At 51.8% G+C, this 19201-nt stretch carries 15 protein-coding genes; 12 read left to right on the forward strand and 3 right to left on the reverse strand.

From position 1 onward, the window contains the following. Positions 1-541: 541 nt before the first annotated feature. Positions 542-1411 carry an AraC family transcriptional regulator gene (locus DFP95_RS05885; RefSeq protein ID WP_181907282.1) on the reverse strand — a complete coding sequence of 290 codons (870 nt, stop codon included), beginning with the start codon at positions 1409-1411 and terminating at the stop codon, positions 542-544. Between the two features lie 147 nt (positions 1412-1558). On the opposite strand from DFP95_RS05885, the gene DFP95_RS05890 reads away from it, so the two are divergent. The 4 genes from DFP95_RS05890 to DFP95_RS05905 all read left to right on the forward strand — a co-directional run bounded on the left by DFP95_RS05890 (position 1559) and on the right by DFP95_RS05905 (position 5458). Beyond that, a complete protein-coding gene (locus DFP95_RS05890; protein WP_115991643.1) occupies positions 1559-2338 on the forward strand; it encodes a phytanoyl-CoA dioxygenase family protein in 780 nt (259 codons plus the stop codon). Positions 2339-2458: 120 nt separating this feature from the next. After that, entirely contained in the window at positions 2459-3310 is an 852-nt protein-coding gene (locus DFP95_RS05895; RefSeq protein WP_115991644.1) for a phytanoyl-CoA dioxygenase family protein, read from the forward strand. 131 nt (positions 3311-3441) lie between these two features. Further along, the gene (locus tag DFP95_RS05900) at positions 3442-4350 is read left to right on the forward strand and encodes an AraC family transcriptional regulator (protein ID WP_115991645.1); all 909 of its coding nucleotides are present in this window, start codon (positions 3442-3444) and stop codon (positions 4348-4350) included. Between the two features lie 91 nt (positions 4351-4441). Further along, entirely contained in the window at positions 4442-5458 is a 1017-nt protein-coding gene (locus DFP95_RS05905; RefSeq protein ID WP_115991646.1) for a phytanoyl-CoA dioxygenase family protein, read from the forward strand. 10 nt (positions 5459-5468) lie between these two features. On the opposite strand, the gene DFP95_RS05910 is transcribed toward DFP95_RS05905, so the two are convergent. After that, a complete protein-coding gene (locus DFP95_RS05910; protein WP_181907283.1) occupies positions 5469-6344 on the reverse strand; it encodes a helix-turn-helix domain-containing protein in 876 nt (291 codons plus the stop codon). 257 nt (positions 6345-6601) lie between these two features. On the opposite strand from DFP95_RS05910, the gene DFP95_RS05915 reads away from it, so the two are divergent. The 6 genes from DFP95_RS05915 to DFP95_RS05940 all read left to right on the forward strand — a co-directional run bounded on the left by DFP95_RS05915 (position 6602) and on the right by DFP95_RS05940 (position 16718). Next, positions 6602-8677: a right-handed parallel beta-helix repeat-containing protein gene (locus tag DFP95_RS05915; protein WP_115991648.1), complete on the forward strand. Its 2076-nt coding sequence runs from the start codon at positions 6602-6604 to the stop codon at positions 8675-8677. 205 nt (positions 8678-8882) lie between these two features. Then, entirely contained in the window at positions 8883-11231 is a 2349-nt protein-coding gene (locus tag DFP95_RS05920) for a helix-turn-helix domain-containing protein (RefSeq protein ID WP_115991649.1), read from the forward strand. 196 nt (positions 11232-11427) lie between these two features. Further along, positions 11428-12417 carry an ABC transporter permease gene (locus DFP95_RS05925; RefSeq protein WP_115991650.1) on the forward strand — a complete coding sequence of 330 codons (990 nt, stop codon included), beginning with the start codon at positions 11428-11430 and terminating at the stop codon, positions 12415-12417. Positions 12418-12535: 118 nt separating this feature from the next. Then, positions 12536-13354: a carbohydrate ABC transporter permease gene (locus tag DFP95_RS05930; protein ID WP_115991865.1), complete on the forward strand. Its 819-nt coding sequence runs from the start codon at positions 12536-12538 to the stop codon at positions 13352-13354. Positions 13355-13468: 114 nt separating this feature from the next. Then, positions 13469-15010 carry an ABC transporter substrate-binding protein gene (locus DFP95_RS05935; protein WP_115991651.1) on the forward strand — a complete coding sequence of 514 codons (1542 nt, stop codon included), beginning with the start codon at positions 13469-13471 and terminating at the stop codon, positions 15008-15010. A 112-nt stretch (positions 15011-15122) separates the two neighbouring features. Then, the gene (locus tag DFP95_RS05940; RefSeq protein ID WP_115991652.1) at positions 15123-16718 is read left to right on the forward strand and encodes a glycoside hydrolase family 3 protein; all 1596 of its coding nucleotides are present in this window, start codon (positions 15123-15125) and stop codon (positions 16716-16718) included. A gap of 36 nt (positions 16719-16754) precedes the next feature. On the opposite strand, the gene DFP95_RS05945 is transcribed toward DFP95_RS05940, so the two are convergent. After that, the gene (locus tag DFP95_RS05945) at positions 16755-17504 is read right to left on the reverse strand and encodes an RNA polymerase sigma factor (protein WP_115991653.1); all 750 of its coding nucleotides are present in this window, start codon (positions 17502-17504) and stop codon (positions 16755-16757) included. Positions 17505-17676: 172 nt separating this feature from the next. Here DFP95_RS05945 and clpP point away from each other — a divergent pair, with 172 nt between their 5' ends. Then, positions 17677-18270: an ATP-dependent Clp endopeptidase proteolytic subunit ClpP gene (clpP, locus tag DFP95_RS05950; protein WP_115991654.1), complete on the forward strand. Its 594-nt coding sequence runs from the start codon at positions 17677-17679 to the stop codon at positions 18268-18270. Between the two features lie 44 nt (positions 18271-18314). After that, a complete protein-coding gene (locus DFP95_RS05955; protein WP_281273397.1) occupies positions 18315-19094 on the forward strand; it encodes a sugar phosphate isomerase/epimerase family protein in 780 nt (259 codons plus the stop codon). Positions 19095-19201 lie beyond the last annotated feature (107 nt).

Consider the following 19201-nt stretch of genomic DNA (forward strand, 5'->3'; position numbering starts at 1 on the left):
AACTGCTATTTCGCCGAAAGCTTCGCCAACTAACCAAATACCCGCGCCAGAAACTGCTATTTCGCCGAAAACTTGCTAACCAGTCGAATACCCGCGCCAGAAACTGCTATTTCGCCGAAAACTTCGCCAACTAACCAAATACCCGCGCCAGAAACTGCTATTTCGCCGAAAACTCGCTAACCAGTCGAATACCCGCGTGAGGAACGGCTATTTCGTCGAAAACTTCGCCAACTAACCAAATACCCGCGCCAGAAACTGCTATTTCGCCGAAAACTTGCTAACCAGTCGAATACCCGCGCCAGAAACTGCTATTTCGCCGAAAGCTTCGCTAACCAACCAAATACCCGCTTGAGGAACGGCTATTCCGCCAGTAGCGGCAAGACCAGAGGCTTGTAAGTGTGAGGAAGGACGATAACGGCACGCCGTGCCGCTACGGGGTGGTTATGCTTGGCGGAGAAACTCCGCGCACACCGCCAACATTGGACCGCCAGAGTGACTATGAGCATCTCTGCGGTCTTTTTGTCATGCCTGGTGTTCATAATCACGGAGAAGCTTGATATTTTCTGCGATATTGCCCCGGAGGAACCTCCTTCATTTGCGTGAACACGCGAGTAAAGTAGTGAACGGACGAGAAGCCGGCAGCCTCGGATATTTCTTTAATCGGAAGGTCGCCGGAAGCGAGCAAGGTGGCGGCTTTGCGAATTCTTTCATCGCGCACGTAATTCGTGAAATTCTCGCCGATGCCCGTGGAGAACATTCGGGATAAGTGTCTTTCCGACACGTTTAAGTACCGGGCGATTCCGTTCAGCGTCAATGGCTGAGACAAGTTATCGCGAATGAATAGCTTGGCTTGGCGGAGAAGGATCGCGGAATCCCTTCTGGCGGTTGGGAGAGGCTCGTCCTTGCCGAATAAAGAGAGAAAAGACAGCAGCAACGCATGCGCGACTGATGCGATCGCGTGCGCGGGGATATTCCCTTTCGTATTATCCCGAACGAGTAGTGTTTTCCATAAGAGAGCGGTCGGCAACTCGTCGCCCGCGAATACGCAGACTTCCCCGTTATCGGCAAGCGAGCGGAACGACTCGACGATGTTCGCCGTCGAGTCGGCTTCATCCAATTCGAAGGCAACGAAGAGGAGGAAAAGTCCGTTCCGGGTGCGTATTTGGTGCGTTATGCCGGGCTTGGAGCAGAAATGGGTTCCTTGGCTTAGCGGGTATCGGATTCCGTTTTCGATATATTCGCCTTCGCCATCCATGACGTAACAAACCTCGATGAAGGAGTGTTTGTGCACCGGATTATCGAACAACGGGGACTCGAAACCCCAGTAATAAACTTTAAAAGCTGCGCCGTCTCCCTTTAGCAACAGAGCTCGGTCATTCAGCAGCTTATACGTTTCTTGCGTTAGATACATAACTTTTCCGCCTAACCTTATTCGGGATATTGGCTTCATTGTGCAAAAATAGGTCTGCTGCCAACAAAGACGAACAACAGCCGATAACTCTACAATAGTGGATATAAACAATGATTTCAATTCAAATTCCAACGTGGAGGCTAGACTATGATTAGGGATGAAGACGTTCGATTTTACAAAGAAAATGGGTACTTGTTGGTTAAAGGGGTTTTTAATGCGGACGAGGTAGAACGAATGAGGGAAGCGGTTGAAGGAATCGTTCGCAGAGCGGCGCTAGCCAAGCAAGATTCGAATGCAGCCTGGCAAGGAGATTTTCTTCCGCCGGAACAGCTGAAGAAACTCGTGCTTAAGGGATTTCACGATGTTCATTATCACGACGCTTCCTTCATGCGGGCGGCGATTCATCCGAACATGGCATCCGTGCTTTCCAGCTTGATCGGACCGAACGTCCAGCTGCATCACTCCAAGATGCTCGTGAAACCTCCCGAAAACGGCGCCGCTTTCCCGATGCATCAGGATTATCCGTATTTTCCCCATGCCAAGCATACGATGCTCGCCGCCAGCCTTCACTTGGATCGGGCCGACGAAGAGAACGGATGTCTGCGCGTCATTCCCGGATCTCATATTCAAGGAGAGCTGCCGCACGTAGGGTCGTACTACTTGAATCATAAGGAGTATCCGATTACGGACGGAACGCTTTGCGAAGCGGATGCCGGCGATGTACTGTTCTTCAACTATTTAACGATCCATGGATCATCGGCAAACCGTAGCGACAGAACTAGAAGAAACGTGCTGTTTCAATATAAGGACCCGGAAGATTTCCCGACGGCTAACGTTCATTTCGATTGGGGCATGGGGCTTATGGTAAACGGGAAAAATCCCAACTTCGATAAAGTGAAGCCCGATTTCCGCATCGACGGCGAATAGCGATCACAATCTAAGAAAAACGCAAACGAATGTTGGTTTATCGGAAATACATCCGCTCTCCTAACACGTATGATTAAGCCATCAACCAATCGTAACCAGTGCCGAGGAGAGTGTAGCAGGATGTTGAACGAGAGCCAACTAGCGGAATTTGAAAGAAACGGATTTCTTAAGGGGAGCGTCGTGCTAAGCGACGGTGAAGTGGAGGCGCTACGGGAAGAACTGAACGACGTCATGGAAGGCAAGTCCGTGAAGAAACCGGTCCTGAACCATAATCTTTTAGGCGATGAGGAAGGTAATAAGGAAAGCTCCTCTCTCTACGAGAATATGAAAATGACCGCGAACGAGAAAGTGGTTCAGATCGTCAACATTTGGATGGCTAGCGACGCGTTTTTCCGACATGCGGCGAACAAGACGATATGCGAAGAGGTCGCGCAGCTCTGCGGCACCGATACGCTGCGCATCTGGCATGATCAAATCCAGTACAAACCGCCGATCACGGGGGGGCCGACGGCTTGGCATCAGGATCATCCGCTCTGGCCGATTATCCAACCGGCGGATCTCGTGAGCGCGTGGGTCGCGCTCGACGATGCGGTAATCGAAAACGGATGTATGTGGATGGTTCCCGGCAGTCATAAATGGGGCAACCACCAGAAGCATCTCGCCAGCGACAATGATTTCATGCCGTATCACCGCCATCCCGAGCTGCTTCCGGCAGGCGCCGACGTGAAAGCCGTACCGTTCGAGATCAAGAAAGGTCAAGTGGGCTATCATCACAGCCTAACCTGGCACGGAAGCCCGAACAACCGCTCCGAACTGAAGCGCCGGGCCATCGCCGTCCACTATATGCCGGGTCACACCCGCTACGAACCGTCGAGCGACCATGTCATGCTCTCCTACGTAACGGTTAACAAAGGCGATATCATGCAAGGCGAGCATTTCCCGGTCGTTTATGCTCCGGCAGGCGTTCGTTAATAGCGTGCAAGTAGAAGCCCCCGTTCACGGGGGTTTTTGATTTTCGTAATTCCGGACGACAGCCATTGCGCCGGATCCAAACCGGACTTAAAATACAATCATCAGAAGGTTAATTGGGCGGTGGGGAGAAAATGGCGGAAAAAGAGCAAGAGGAGCACTGGCCGTTCGTCCATAACATGGGCGATATGTGGGCGCAAGCGGGCTCCGTATTAGGTACGCGAAGCATCCCGGATTACGAGCTCGTTTATTTTCCGGAGGGCTCGGCTACTCTTTACGAGTTACGGGGCGCGTCTAACGTTTTGCGCGAACCTTGCTTCATCTTTACGCGCCCGGACGAGGAGCACCGCTATCTCTTCGATCCCGACCGGAAAGTCCGACATCTCTTCGCGCATTTCGATTACGACTGCCTTCGCCGGTCGGATAGCCGGTTTGGCGCTTTGCTGCAAGGGGAAGGCAACCCGCTTCCCGTTAGCGCGAACAGTCTGCTTCCGGCACTGATGAAGCAAATGCTGCGAATTGCCAATTATCAATTGCCTTATTGGAAGAGAAGGGTGTCCGCGCTACTGGCTACCGCGTTAGAGGAATTATGCGCTTCGGCGGATAACGCGATCGAAGAGCTCGCGAGTCCGCTCCCGATTCCGATCGCCAGGGCGATCCGGTACATGGAGGAGCATCTGGAGCAACCGCTGACGATTGAAGCGATCGCCCAGCAGTCGGGGTGGTCTCACGAGCATTTCACGAGAATGTTCGTCGCCTCCGTCGGATCGTCGCCCAAGCGCGCGCTTCTGGAACGTCGGCTGCTTCGAGCCGAGCACCTGATGATGAGCGGTCAATGGAGCGTCAAACAGATCGCGTATCAAGTCGGCTTCGGGGACGAGCACCACTTCTCGAAAATGTACAAACGACTTCGGGGAATCACCGCCAGCGAATATATCGAACGATGCGAGAGCTCGCAGTTCCGGCATGCCGCGGCAGTTCCGGATCCGGAAACCCCGTATCCCGTCAATCGCTATATTCTGGTGAACGAATATATCAAATAAACACATCGATTTCAGGTTTCCATCCATTGAGCATTGGCGCTTCGATCGCGCACAATAGAAGAAAGACAATCCATGGAGAGGGGCTCGTACGATGGGAATTTCATATACGCCGAAGTCGAAGGCAAGGGATAATCGCTACTTGGTAAGCGTGAAGGAATATACGCAATATCACCGGGACGGATATTTGGTCGTAAGAGGTTTGTTATCAAAAGAAGACACCGGTCTTCTTTACGATTTAGCGGAGAGAACGAGGCTCGGCGGCATTAACACGAAGGGAAACGAATCTTCCTACCAACCGGAAGACCCTGAAAGCAAGGACCCTTTGTCGGGGGAATTCATACACCAGACGAGAGTCCATATGGTATCCAGATTGGATAAGACTGCGGAATGGGGTCTGCTTCATCCCCGTATTCTCGACGTAACGGAAGCGTTGGTCGGGCCGGACGTGTACGCCTTGCAGTCGATGATGTTCCTCAATCCTCCCGGTCGCGGAGGTCAAGGCTGGCATCAGGATTCCTACTATATCAAGACTCATCCCGACACGATGGTCGGCGCTTGGATAGCTTTGGAGGAAGTGGATGAAGAGAACGGTTGCCTGTGGGTCGTTCCGGGTTCCAATCACGAACCGATTTATCCGCCGGAAGGGAACAATGGCGGCGGCAATGTCCATGCCGTCGACGCGTTCAAGGATCTGCGATCCGTCGAGAACGTTAGCCATTTGGACGACGAGGTGAACACCCTATCCAAGGTGGTATCGAACTATCCGCCTCCGATTCCCGTGCCGATGCAGCCGGGCGACGTCCTGTTTTTCCATTCGCATCTGTTCCATCGTTCCTATCCGAATCGCACGCAGGATCGCTTCCGCCGTGCCTACGTATGCCATTATTGCAATGCGCGTTCATGGGTTCCGTGGGATCACGACGGCTATGAAGGAGAGTCGGGCAACTACCGGCAAATTCTTGCGCGGGGCCGAACGCAGCTTCCTTATGCCGAGCCCGCTTTCGGAACGGAGATATACTTATCCGAGGCGGAAGACGAGTCGGATAGCGTTAGGATGATGGGAATGGACGACGGAATGATGATGCCGGTCGTTCAGAAGAAAGAATAGAAGCAACGATTCACGACTCCGGCGGACGCCCATGCATTCTGAATTCGGTGGGCGTCAATCCGGTTAAATGCTTGAATTGATGGCTGAAATAATGGATGCTCGTGAATCCCAGCCTCTCCGACAAAGCCTCGACTTTCTCCCCCTGCAATAACGCGCGCTTCGCCAATTTGATTCTTTCCCCGATAATGTAGTGTTTGGGCAATAAGCCGATCTCTTCCTTGAACAGCTTCGCAAAATGAATCGGGTGGTACCCGCAAATCGCCGCCAGCTCCGAGACTGCCCAGTTCTTGCCCGGCTGCTCCTGCATGGCTTGTATGGCCGGGTCGATACGGCTGCGTGATCGTTGCTCCGAACGTTGGCCTACCAGTTGCCTGAAGATGAGCGATAATGCTTGCATCATCAACGCGCGCAAAGAAACCCCGTATCCCGGCTGCTCGAGCTCGTATTCCTTGACTATTTTCGTGAAAATAGGCTCTAAACCGGAAGGGGACCATTTGGTAGGCAGGGTGAACTCCCCGATATCAGGAATTTCGACCTTCGGATGAAGGGGCTTGCCGATTAAATCCCGCGGCTCCATATACCGAATGGAATGACCCGGATGAAGGGGCCGGGACGAGTGCCGGGTCCACTGAAAATGTATGCTATAGTAATCGGTCGTTCCTAAGGCTAAGAGCCTATGGGGAATTTCTCCGTCATAATAGACGCACTCTCCTGCTCGGATTTCATAAAAGCATTCGCCGACGTTCAGCTCCGCATGACCGGATACCACGTAGACAAGCTGGCAATCGGGGATAAGCCGTACTCCCCAATCCGTACCCGGCAAGGCGGTAGCGCGGCTAGCGAAATTCACGGTCGGCATCAATTCGTCCAACGCTCGAATGGACATAAGTGACCCTCTTCCAACACGAAATCTAGCAAGGTTCATTCCCATCATAAATAGCAAAGGAAAGAGAAGCAACAGAATATTGCCGGCGTCGGTTCCGTTAATATAGCGTGGTAAATCGCATATGGAGCAGGAATTCGTAATATGAACAGTCCGCCAAGCAGGGTTTTTGCATACTAGCAGTAGGTTCGCGGAGCGGTTGCCGTCACAATGAAGGAAGTTAAACATATCTGTTGCCGAAGCAGGGAGGCCCTTTACGCATGCATCATATTTACGAATATCACGTGGCTCCGCACGGGAGCGATCTCGGCCAAGGAAACGCCGGACAACCGTTCTTGACGATCGGCCAAGCGCAGCTAGCCGTTCGCGAAGGGATCGCGGGAGGCATGACTTCCGATGTCACCGTTTACATTCATGGCGGTCTATATCAAATGGAATCGACGCTCCGGTTCGACGAACGCGACTCCGGGAGAGACGGGTATCGCGTCCATTATCGCAACGCGCCCGGGGAGAAGCCGGTTCTGGTCGGGGGGATAAGATTAGACGGTTGGGAGAAACACGATGATTATATCTGGAAAACCAAGCTCGAGTCGAATCGCGGATTTCAGACCCTGTACGCCGACGGAGCACGCGTAAAGAAAGCGAGATTCCCGGCAACGGGTTACTTCCTGACGGATGAGGTCGAAGAGGGACGATCGGCCGAAGGGATCAGGTTCCGCGCGGGCGATATTCCCGAAGAATTGGAGCTGCAGGATGCCCAAGTGTTCGTCTGGCCGGGGGAAGGGGAATGGAATTGGTTCTCCGAAACGAAGGCGGTCAAGGCTATGGATCAGAATACTCGGACTTTGACGTTCGAGACACCGGCGACATGGGGCATCGGTCACGGCTCCCGTTACTATGTTCAAGGGTCGCTCGCGTTCCTGCGCAACCCGGGGCAGTTTCATTTGGACGAAGAGAACGGCGTAGTCTATTATCGGCCGAGCAACGATAACGAAGTTCCGGCTCGACAAGAAGTCATAGCTCCGACCTTAACGAGGCTTATCGAACTCATCGGAAGCGATCGCGACCGTCCCGTTCGGAACTTGGTCCTGGAAGGCCTGACTCTGGAGTGTACGAACAGCGATCGCGATTATGCGATGATGGACGGGAATGCCGAGAAGGAACAACACCGGCAGGCTATGATCTATGTCGATCATGCCTCTGAGATCGGAATTTCCGGTTGTTCCATTACCCAATCCGGTACGAGCGGCATTTATCTGGATCGGCATGCGAATCATATCGCCATCGACGGCAACTTGATCGAGCACGTAGGCTATAACGGTATTTATGCTTCCGGATATGCGGCCGGAGAAGGCGAGTTTACCGAAGCCGCCGCTTCGTATACGAATAAGGGTCATGTCATTACGAACAACCGGATCTCGCACGGCGGGGAGTTGATCGGTCACGGCAGCGGAATTCTGCTCTATCAGAGCGGAGACAACGAAATTTCCCATAATCTGATCTCCCACATGCCGCGATACGGGATCTCGATAAAAGGACTGCGGTTCGGGGCGATGCCCGATTCGTTATACGGAATTCCCGTGACTTGGGATAACCATTACGATTTCCTCCATACGAAGAATAATCTGATCGCTTACAACGACATCTCGCACGTGATGCTGGATAGCCAAGACGGAGGGATGATCGAGGCATGGGGGCCGGGCCGCGGCAATGCGATCCACGGTAATCGGCTGCATCATAGCGGAATTCATTTCTCGTTCGGTTTCGGTATTTACTTGGATGACGCCGCGGACGATTTCACGGTGACGAACAATATCCTGCACGATCTGTACAGCACGGGCGAAGGGAAGCTGTGGATGACCATCTTCTCCAAGGGCATCGGGAACCGCATTCGCAACAACCTGCTGGTTAACAACCCTCAGGCGATTTCCGGAATCGGAACGCAAGAGATGGTTGGCGATGCGAATAAACACGTGATTGCCGAGAGTAACGTAATCTATAACTCCGGACAATATTTGTATTACTTCGTCAACTGGGCGGACGACAGGTTTACCGCCGCCGATCGGAATCTCTTCTGGCGGGAAGGCGAGCCGTGTAAGGTCGCTGGAGAAATAACCCCGTTAACCCCGCAGGGGGAAGACGCGTTGGAGCGAAACGAGTATACGTGGGAGCAATGGCGGTTGCTGCTCGATCGTAAATACGACGGAGAATCGATGGTCGCCGACCCGCTGTTCGTCGATGCCGAGTCGGGCGATTATCGAATGCGGGCAAATTCCCCCGCTTATGCGTTAGGGTGGCTGGATATCGATTTCGATCGGATTGGCCCCCGACCATAGAACGAATTCCAAAATCCGGAAAACGTCGCAGCACCCCTGAACCGATCAAGCTTTTGCCGCCAATTCCGGGCGGCAAGGGCTTTTTGCGGTTGGACGCCGTTCATCGGGGTATAAGGAAGTTATTCGCAAAATTCATAGTAGATCAAACGTCGGTTGTGTGCCATTCTAAACTTAACAGAAGTCTATACAAAGAGGGTGTCATCCGATGAGAATGCTACAGTCGTACAAATCCAGGAAATACTTGCTTCGGATCCTACTTTCAATTACGTTCCTGATGGTTATCGTCTTATTCTTATCTTCCACCGTCCTCCATTATAGTTCGGAAACCCGGGTCGTGCAGATGCAGAAGGAAGCCAACCGCAAGGTCATGAATCAGATCAATCACAATATTACTTACATGCAGGAGATCGTTAAGAATCAAGCTCTTACCATATACAACGACAACCAGATTTTTTTCACCTTGATGTCGAGCCAGCAGCAAGAGGATATGGATATTATTAACGGAATGCGGTTAATGAGCAAAGCTCAGGAAGCCTCGAATTTCCTGCATTCCATCATGATCTACAACGGACATATGGACAAAATCTACGCCTTGGGCGATCTTGCCGATAACATGAAGGACCATGATAAAGCGGAAGCGATGGCCGTCATGCTTCAGAACGAAACGAAGATTCCTCAGATGCAGTTGCTCCCGATGAACTTCAGCAAACGCGAAAATTCCGTCGATTTTTTCTCGTTGGTCATTTACGAGAGCTTCAGCGACAAAAACGATCATGAAAGCGCTCTCGTTCTCAACGTCAAACCGGAATGGATATTCGACAATTTGAACGCGGTGAACGATTTCGCGATTCCGGGCGAGTCGGACGTCTTCATCATCGATCAGTCGGGCAATCTCGTGTTATCGGGCAGCGAGCAGAACATTCCGGAACTGAACGGTCTTACGGAAGCCTTAAGCAATCACCAATCGAAAAACAAAGACAAGTTCGGCTTCTTCTCCCGATCCTTCGGCAATTCCGGCAAATACATGGTCTCGTATATGGAGATGGGAGTCGGAGGATGGAATGTCATTAGCATTCAACCGTATGATGCCGTTCTTGGCGGAATTTACGAGATGAGGATGACTTCCGTTTACGTCATTGTTTGCTTCTTGATCTTATCCGTAGCCGTCTCCATCATTATGGCCCATAAGCTGTATAAGCCCGTCGAACAAATGCTGGCGGGAATCCGAACCCATGCGGGAGAGGAATCGGACGGGATGAAGCGGGGCAAGGACGAACTTTCCTACGTTACGAACGTCTACAGCGATATGGCGCAGAAGCTGAGCCTGGTCACGAACGAGCAGGATAAGCAGAAAAACATCATCCATAATTACCACCTGAGAAGTATCATTACGGGGAGCTCCTCCTATTCGCAAGACGGATTCCGCAATTGCGTGGAGCAGAACGGGCTGGCTATCGCAACGGACGGCGTATTCCTGCTCGTGGTCATCAAGATCGATAACTATGCCGATTTCATCGCGAGAACGAGCGAGAACGAAAGAAGGCTATATTCCTTCGCGATCTCCAATATCGCGAGCGAGATTATGTCTCCGAGCCCGTTTCGGTCCGAAACCGCCGATATGAGAAGCGATCACTTGGTCATGATCCTGAGCGTCGAAGCGGGAACGGAAGCCCATTACCAAGATGCCGTGTCCCATCTTAAGAAGCTTCAGGAAGTCGTGCTCAGCTACTACAAGCTATCGTTGACCATGACGATCAGCAAGTTCATACCCAGTCATGATTCGATAACGGAACAATATAATTTAGTCTTGCATAATTCGATGTACAAACTCATTTTAGGTAAAAAAGAGATCATTACGCCGGATCGGGTGAAGACGAACAACGAGAGATTCGAATACAGCTTCCCCGCGGATCAGGAGAAGAAGCTGATCGAAGCGATCAAGACGAACGATCTCGAAGCGATGGAAAGCTCGGCAGGCTTAATATTGGCGCAAGTGACGGCTTACCATTACGATCACATCCTGCACGGCATCTTGCATTTGGTCGATATTATCAAATCGACGATTCGCGACATCAACAAGAACAGAATTGCCTCCGTACCCGTCGATCTTAACGCTTTAAGCAGGCAAGTGCTCGAGAAGGAAACGATGGAAGAAATCGAACAATTAATCGTCCAAGTATGCCGAGAAATCCACGAGAAGCTCAAGGATTCGGAACAAGATAAGAATGCCGTCCTCATGGACGCGATCAAAGAGATTGTAGCGACGAATTACGACGATATGAATTTAAGCCTGCAAGCGATCGCCACGATGCTGCGGATGACTCCCGCATACGTTGGGCGGATGTTTAAGCAAAGCGAATTCGTTTCCGTCGGCGAATATATTAACGAAGTCAGGCTATCCCACGCGCTTGAATATCTGGAAACCAAAAATTTCAGCATCAAGGAGATCATGGAGCTGGTCGGATACTTGAACGAAAGCACCTTCTTCAAGCTTTTCAAGAAAAAGTACGGAGTAACGCCGAAGGAATACCGATTGAAGCGAAACATTAGCTAGTCGGAATAGCGGAATAACGCTTCGAAAAGCCTGCTTTAAGGGCTTTCTCGGAGCGTTATTTTCATTTCATGGAGAGAGTCGCAAAAATCATAGTCGAAAATCGATGAAACATTTAATCGCACAGTAGTCCTTTCGTTTCGCTTTTGCCATGATGGGGTAGCAGCAAGTCGCAACGCCAAACATCGGAGGTAAAAGCATGGCCAAACTAAGCAATACCGAATCGATAGACGCAGTGGAGCAGCGGCTTACGCTTCCCGGTGCCGCGAAGAAGAAACGAAGGACCGAATGGTTCTATCTCAAGAAGAACTCGGAATTGTTGTTGTTGCTGACGCCGGGCGCCCTTCTCCTCCTTATATTTTCCTACCTGCCCATGTTCGGTACCGTGCTCGCCTTCAAGGATTTCCGTTACGACAAGGGATTCTGGGGTAGCGAGTGGATCGGATTCGACAATTTCAAATTTTTCTTCGTGTCGGATAACGCATGGCTCATTACTCGCAACACGGTCGGTTACGGTCTCGTGTATATGATCTTGACGACGGTCATCGCGCTCACCTTCGCCATTCTCATGAACGAGATGGGGAAAAAGTGGCTTCGAATTCACCAAACCGCGATGTTCATCCCGTACTGCCTCTCCTGGGTTGTCGTCAGTTATCTAGCCTTGGCTTTGCTGGACAGCTCGAACGGGTACTTAAACAAGATACTGGAGTTCTTCCATATGGAGACTCACATGTGGTATCTGGAGACGAAGCCTTGGCCTTACATTCTCATCTCCGCTTATCTATGGAAGAACATCGGATTCTCGACTCTCGTCTACTTCGCGGGAATCATGGGAATCAACCAAGAGTACTACGAAGCCGCTAAGATCGACGGCGCTTCCCGTTGGCAGATGGCGACGAGAATAACGCTGCCCATGCTCTCCACGTTGATCGTCGTGCTTCTGATCCTAGCCATCGGACACATTTTCGTAGGAGATTTCGGACTTCACTATTTCATTCCGAACAATAACGGCATGACCTTCCCGACGACGGATATTATCGACACCTACGTATTTAGAGCGTTGCGCGTTTACGGGGATATCGGAATGTCGACGGCGATCGGCTTATATCAATCGATAGTCGGATTGGTCCTGGTCATCACCGCCAATTTCGTCGTTCGCAAAATCAGCGAAGAAAACTCGCTTTTCTAAAGGGGAGACAGACTTGAACTCGATTAACGCAAAAACGACGCCCAAAGCGAGAAGGTTAAACCCGATTTCCTTCTCCAAGTTGTTGATCCATCTCTTATTTATCATAGTGACCTTGTGCATGATCGTTCCCTTTATATTAGTCGTCTCGATATCGTTCACGGACGAGACCTCCATCATGGAGAACGGCTATCAATTTATTCCGGGTGAATTTTCGATGAAAGCTTACGAGTATATTTTCAAAGCGCCGATCCTGCTGTTGAGAGCGTACGGCGTTACGATCCTGACGACGGTTGCCGGTACTTTGCTCAGCTTGTTCGTCACCGCGATGTTAGGTTACGTCATCTCTAGGCGAGATTTCAGGTATCGGACTCCGGCGACCTTCCTCATTTTCTTCACGATGTTGTTTAACGGAGGGTTGGTTCCCTCCTACATTCTGATCACGCAATATCTGTTCCTGCAGAATACGTTGTGGGCGCTTATCTTGCCGGCGTTGATCTCGCCGTTCTACATCATGATCATGAAGGGTTTCCTATCGAAAATGCCGTTCGAGATCATCGAGTCGGCGAAGATGGACGGGGCCAGGGAGCTTAAGATCTTCTTCAAGATCATTCTGCCTCTCTCCACTCCGGCGCTCGCGACATTAGGCTTGTTCATCTCTTTCGGATTCTGGAACTCATGGTTCCCTTCGCTCTTATATATCGATAACGAGAAGCTGATCCCAATCCAGCTCCTTCTCGTCCGAATGCTTCAAAGCTTGGAGTTCCTGACCAGCAACAGCGATTTCGTGAATCAGTTCGGAGTCGATACTAGCGAGCTTCCTACGTTGTCAGCGCGTATGGCGATGGCGATTCTGGCGGGTGGACCGATGGTATTCATCTTCCCCTTCTTCCAGAAGTATTTCGTCAAAGGGTTAACGGTGGGCTCGCTTAAAGGTTAAAGATCGTTTTCTTCTATTCGACCAGGTAGGAACACGGCGGGGTCATCTCGAATTTGTTCTTACCCGGCAATAGTTTGAAATATAAAAACAAGAGTCGACCAAGGAGGTCAAACAATGAAAGTCTTGAAACGTTCAATGGTAAGCGTCTTGGCTTTATGCTTTATGATCACGCTCGTGCTCGCCGGGTGCAGCGGGAAAAACAATAACGAGCCTGCAGCCTCATCCTCCGCAGCCCAGTCCTCGGCACCGGCATCCGAAGTCGCTTCGGAATCTCCATCGCCTACGCCGGAAGAGCCGCCGGCCGAATTGACTTATTATTACATCGTATTCAACATGCCGACCGACCAACAAGCGGTGGAAGATGCCATCAACGAGTACATTAAACCGAAAATCAACGCAACGATCAAACTTAAACCGGTTATTGAATCCGGTTACAAAGATAAAATCAACACGATGCTTGCAGCGAACGAAGCATTCGACCTGCTGTGGACGTCCAACTGGGGCGGCGGGGATTACGACAACAAAGTCGTCAAAGGCGCATTGTTGCCGCTTGACGAGCTGATTGCTTCTACTCCGGCTTTGCAATCGGCCATTCCTCAAGTCGCATGGGACGACACGAAGGTAGACGGCAAAATCTACGCCGTGCCGAATATGCAAATCGCCGCGAAAGCCGAAGGCTTCGCTATTCAGAAGAGATTCGTAGACAAATATAATATCGATCTGGATGCGATCAAGACCCAAGCCGATATCGAGCCTGTGCTGAAAGCCATTAAAGAAGGCGAGCCCGACATCATTCCGATCGCGAAGACGGCTAACATGTTCGACTTCGGCAGACATTACGGTTATGCTCCGACAGGCTACAAGCTAGGCGATCCGGAATACAAAATCATCGATACGATCGACAAGCCGGAATACAGAACGTTCCTTGACTTGATGCGCAAATGGTACCAAGCCGGTTATATCTACAAAGATGCTCCGACGATCAAAGACGATCAATTCAACAACCTGCTTCTATCCGGTAAAGTAGCCGTAGAGTGGAACACGACGATGAAACCGGGCGGCGAAGTGGATGATCAGAAGCGTTTCGGCGGTAACGAGATCGTGTACAAACGCATCTCCGAGCCTGAGTTCACGGGTGTTCGTCCTACGATGACGGCAATCAGCAAAACTTCGAAAAACCCGCAAGCCGCTATTAAGTTCTTAGAATTGACGGCTACGGATCCGACTCTATTCAATCTTCTCGCATTTGGAATCGAAGGCAAGCACTATACGAAAATCGATGACAAAACGGTTAAAATCAACCAAGACGGCGGATACAAGGAAGATCTCGGTTGGGTATTCGGTAACGTTCTCATCGGCTACTTGAAGGAAGGTCAAGCGGCGGATACGTGGGAAGTGACGAAAACGTTGAACGAAACCGCTAAGCTCCCTGAAGTCAACGGCTTTAACTTCAACAACGAGCCTTACAAAACGGAAGGCGCCAACGTATTCGCGGTAGGCGAACAATATGGCAAAGCATTAAATAGCGGTGCCGTAGATCCGGAAAAAGTATTCCCTAAATATAAAGATGCCGTGAAAAAAGCGGGCGTCGATAAGCAAACCGAAGAAATGCAAAAACAACTGGACGAATGGTTGAAAGCGCACGGCAAGAAATAAGTCCGAAGGATAGAGAGGGCCTCCTCCGGCTCTCTCTTTTCTTATGCGACGAAATAGAACATAACGGAATGAAACGAAGAGCGGATTGTAAGAAGACGAGGAGGCAACCAGGGTGGACATTAAACAATTAAGCTTGCGGGAGAAAATCGGCCAGACGGTCGTCCTGCTTAGCAATCCGGTTAAGGAAACGAAGCTTGGGGGTTCGTTGGAAGGCTTTCTAGAGAAATATCCGGTTGGGGGGTTCTTCGTCGGCGCAGAGATTATCGACGAGGTGATGACGGGCGGGGACAAGGAGCAGGTGAAGCAGGCGACTGCCGCTTATTCGGCGGCATCTCGCGTGCCGCTGCTGTTCGCTTCCGATTTCGAGAACGGATGCGGCAGCATGGTTTCGGGTTTAACGAAGCTGCCGATGGCCATGGCGCTTGGGGCGGCGGGTTCCGGCCAGCTTGCCTACGATTACGGCAAAGCGACGGCATTGGAAGCACGATCGATCGGCGTAAATTGGACGTTCTCACCCGTTGCCGACTTGAACCAGAACCGTTTCAATCCGATAACGAACATTCGCGCGGTATCCGACGAGCCGGAATTAACCGCCGCCATTCTGGAACAGGTCATCCAGGGAATGCAAGACGGAGGCCTTGCCGCCGGGGCCAAGCATTTTCCGGGAGACGGCAACGATTACCGCGATCAGCATATGGTGACGACCCGAAATCCTCTTCCGATGGAGGAATGGCTGAGCAATCACGGTTATGTTTTTCAACGCCTGATCGACAAGGGACTGTATTCGATTATGACCGGGCATATTTCGCTTCCCGCGTACCAGAAGAAGTCGATCAAGGGAATGCCGCTTCCGGCTACGTTGTCGGATGAGCTAACGCAGCAGTTGCTTAAGCGGGACATGGGCTTCCGGGGCGTCGTCGTGTCCGACGCGCTTATTATGGGCGGTTATTTGAAGTGGTTCGCGCGCGGACGGGCGGAGATCGAATGTTTCAAAGCCGGAACCGACATGATGCTGTGGCCGGGCTTGGAGTACTTCGAGCTTATGGAGCGGGCGGTGGAAACCGGAGAGGTATCGATGGAGAGGCTTGACGATGCCGTAAGCAGAATTCTGGAGATGAAGCGTAAGCTTGGGCTGTTCGACGAAGCGCGTAAGGTCGCAGAACCGATTGCGGAGCAGGAAACGATTTGGGTGCGGGAGACCGCGCGCAGGGTCGCGGAGGCGAGCATTACGCTGCTGAGGGATCGGAATGGATTGCTTCCTTTGAGGCGGGAGGAGATCGGAAAAGCGCTTATTATCGGTATCAGTCCGAACGAAGAGGATATCGGTGAGCTTAAGGGATTGACGGGTGTGTTCGCGGAGCGTGGCATAGAAGCGGAATTCAGGCGGAATATCTGGTACGAAGAACTGGAAAAGATCGAAGCGGAGTTTGATCTAATCGTTTATGCTCCTTACATGAGGCCGCATCGCCCTATGGGACCGATGCAATACAGCGCCGAGGAAGCCAGCGCGATCTGGAGCTCCTTGACGGTCGCGGCGGATAAATCCGTCGTCGTCTCTTTCGGATCGCCGTATATGTTCACGGATTATTTCGAGATGGCGGACGTGTACCTGAACGCTTACTCTCATGTTCCGGCTACGTTGAAAGCGGCGGTGGATGCTCTATTCGGAGAAATCCCCATGACGGGGAAATCTCCGGTAGCCCTGTAAGTAACGCGAAGAGTGGTAAGTCGGTAGTTTATGCCGTTATGCGGCCAAAGACATGTTCGTATTGTAGCCCGTATAGGTATGAAACCCGCCAGGAGAAGCGGTGGAAGCTTGGAGATATCCGCTATGCAGCATTCCGATTGCCATGACGGGCTCCATCTCGCTCCGGTTGATCAAATCGACAAGCGTGGAGATATTCCCGGAATCGTATGCTAGAGCAACGACCCTTAGCAGAGTCTTCATGTCTTCGTTGTTCGCGGGCAGAGAGAGGATATCCGACTCGATCTCGTTCTTGACGGCCGGAAGCATGCGGCGAGCGCGATGAAGCGCCGCCTTGACGGCTCCCTCGGTCGTCTTCAATAGGTCCGCCGTCTCGGCTATCGAATAGTCGAACACGTCCCGCAGCAAGAAAATCGTGAGCTGAAGCTGGGACATATGGTTGAGCAGCGCTTGGAAGATAACCTCGATCTCTACGCTTCCGATGTCCGCAGCCGAGGATACCGGTCGTTCCTTCTTCAGGATACGGTTAAGCGTCGCGCTTCTCCTTGTTTGGTCAATCCAAGTATTTCTGGCGATCCGCAGCAAATAAGCCTCGAGATTGCGATGATCGAAGCCGGGCATCGCGTGTATGGTTTTGAGCCAGGTTTCCTGCGCCAGATCTTCCGCTTCCCATGCGGATTCGGTCAGCGACAGGCAATAACGTCTGAGCATCGCGTGCAATCGCTCCAAGCCGCGGTCGTCATCCCGGATGCTGACCGGGTCATGGTCGACGTCTTCAACCTTGTACATGGAACATCCTCCTCCTTCACTCGGTCTTTTCCTCTATTGTAAACGAACGAAGCCCTTAGGAAGATACTCATTTTATAGATGCTAAGTAAAAATATTATCCGTATCCCCGAGCGCCGTTCGTTCGTTTACAGGGGGAAAGCGAACGACAACTCAGGAAGCGGAGGAAATGCCCATGAGCAATTACGTACCGTACGTGGTCGAACAGACGAATCGAGGCGAGAGGTCTTACGATATTTATTCCCGTCTGCTGAAGGATCGAATCGTTTTCTTGGGAAGCGCGATCGACGATCAAGTCGCGAACAGCATCATCGCCCAATTATTGTTCCTGTCGGCGGAAGACCCGGACAAGGAAATCAGCCTCTATATTAACTCTCCCGGAGGGTCGACGACGGCGGGCTTCGCCATCTACGACACGATGCAATTCATTAAGCCCCAGGTTCATACGATATGCACGGGCATGGCGGCTTCGTTCGCGGCGATTCTGCTGCTGTCAGGCGCTCCGGGCAAAAGGTTCGCGTTGCCGAACAGCGAGATCATGATCCACCAACCGCATGGAGGCGCGCAAGGGCAGGCCAGCGATATCGCGATTAGCGCCAAGCGGATATTGGATACTCGCGAGAGACTGAACAAGCTGACCGCGTCGCGCACCGGGCAGCCGCTCGAGAAGGTAGAGAAAGACATGGATCGCGACTATTTCATGTCCGCCCATGAAGCGCTGGAATACGGAATCATCGATCAAGTGATCGCCTCTTCGGATCAAGCATAGAGTTTCCGGCCTCCTTATCGTTACAAGATCCCGCGAGCTGGGCGATTGCCGTTAAGAAAGCGGGCTTCCGGGCCGCGGTCAGCCCGATCGGGAGCGACGCGGACGAGGTGCTCGTTCAAGCGTATCGGGAGAGCGCCATATCGAATGACATCGTGATTTCCGAGGTCGGCGCATGGAGCAATCCGATCAGTCCGGATTCCGTCGTGCGGCAAGCGGCTTTGGAGCATTGTATAAGACAGTTGCGGCTAGCGGACGAAATCGGCGCCAGATGCTGCGTCAATATCGCGGGCTCGCTCGGAGAACAGTGGGATGGCCAGCATCCGGATAATTTCTCGGACGGGACATTCGACTTAATCGTGGATACCGTACGAGATATCATAGATACGGTGAAGCCTCGCGAAACTTTCTTCGCGTTGGAAACGATGCCTTGGGTTTTCCCCGATTCGGCGGATTCCTATCTGGCGTTGATCAAGGCGATCGACCGCAAGGCTTTCGCGGTTCACTTGGATCCCGTGAACATGATTAGCAGTCCGAGGGTGTATTATCGGAACGGCGAAATGATCCGGGAATTTTTCGCCAAGTTAGGTCCGTATATTAAGAACTGTCATGCGAAGGACATCCGGTTGTCCGGCAAGCTGACCGTGCATCTTGACGAAGTGCTGCCGGGAACGGGAGCTCTCGACTACGAGATGTTTTTGCGCGAACTTGATAAGCTTGATCCCGATACCCCTCTTATGATAGAGCATTTGTCGAGCGAAGAAGAGTATGCAGCTGCCGCGGCTTATATCAGAGGCGTTGCCGTAGACATAGGCGTAAAGCTGTAGTCGTCGTAATTTGAGCCTTAGCACAAGTCGCAGCCTGTCCGGAGAGCCCGATCCCGCCCTTGAAAAGGTTGCGGGGCCGGGCTTTTTCGCTGCGATTACCGCACGAT

Origin of the sequence: Cohnella lupini (assembly GCF_003386205.1) — a bacterium.
Classification (GTDB): Bacteria; Bacillota; Bacilli; order Paenibacillales; family Paenibacillaceae; genus Cohnella; species Cohnella lupini.

What these genes read in the sequence shown, in the direction of transcription:
- DFP95_RS05935 (WP_115991651.1), top strand. Translation starts at nt 13,469, where the DNA reads ATGAAAGTCTTGAAACGTTCAATGGTAAGCGTCTTGGCTTTATGCTTT.
- DFP95_RS05895 (WP_115991644.1), top strand. Translation starts at nt 2,459, where the DNA reads ATGTTGAACGAGAGCCAACTAGCGGAATTTGAAAGAAACGGATTTCTT.
- clpP (WP_115991654.1), top strand. Translation starts at nt 17,677, where the DNA reads ATGAGCAATTACGTACCGTACGTGGTCGAACAGACGAATCGAGGCGAG.
- DFP95_RS05920 (WP_115991649.1), top strand. Translation starts at nt 8,883, where the DNA reads ATGAGAATGCTACAGTCGTACAAATCCAGGAAATACTTGCTTCGGATC.
- DFP95_RS05925 (WP_115991650.1), top strand. Translation starts at nt 11,428, where the DNA reads ATGGCCAAACTAAGCAATACCGAATCGATAGACGCAGTGGAGCAGCGG.
- DFP95_RS05915 (WP_115991648.1), top strand. Translation starts at nt 6,602, where the DNA reads ATGCATCATATTTACGAATATCACGTGGCTCCGCACGGGAGCGATCTC.
- DFP95_RS05905 (WP_115991646.1), top strand. Translation starts at nt 4,442, where the DNA reads ATGGGAATTTCATATACGCCGAAGTCGAAGGCAAGGGATAATCGCTAC.
- DFP95_RS05945 (WP_115991653.1), bottom strand. Translation starts at nt 17,504, where the DNA reads ATGTACAAGGTTGAAGACGTCGACCATGACCCGGTCAGCATCCGGGAT.
- DFP95_RS05890 (WP_115991643.1), top strand. Translation starts at nt 1,559, where the DNA reads ATGATTAGGGATGAAGACGTTCGATTTTACAAAGAAAATGGGTACTTG.
- DFP95_RS05885 (WP_181907282.1), bottom strand. Translation starts at nt 1,411, where the DNA reads ATGTATCTAACGCAAGAAACGTATAAGCTGCTGAATGACCGAGCTCTG.
- DFP95_RS05900 (WP_115991645.1), top strand. Translation starts at nt 3,442, where the DNA reads ATGGCGGAAAAAGAGCAAGAGGAGCACTGGCCGTTCGTCCATAACATG.
- DFP95_RS05930 (WP_115991865.1), top strand. Translation starts at nt 12,536, where the DNA reads ATGATCGTTCCCTTTATATTAGTCGTCTCGATATCGTTCACGGACGAG.
- DFP95_RS05910 (WP_181907283.1), bottom strand. Translation starts at nt 6,344, where the DNA reads ATGTCCATTCGAGCGTTGGACGAATTGATGCCGACCGTGAATTTCGCT.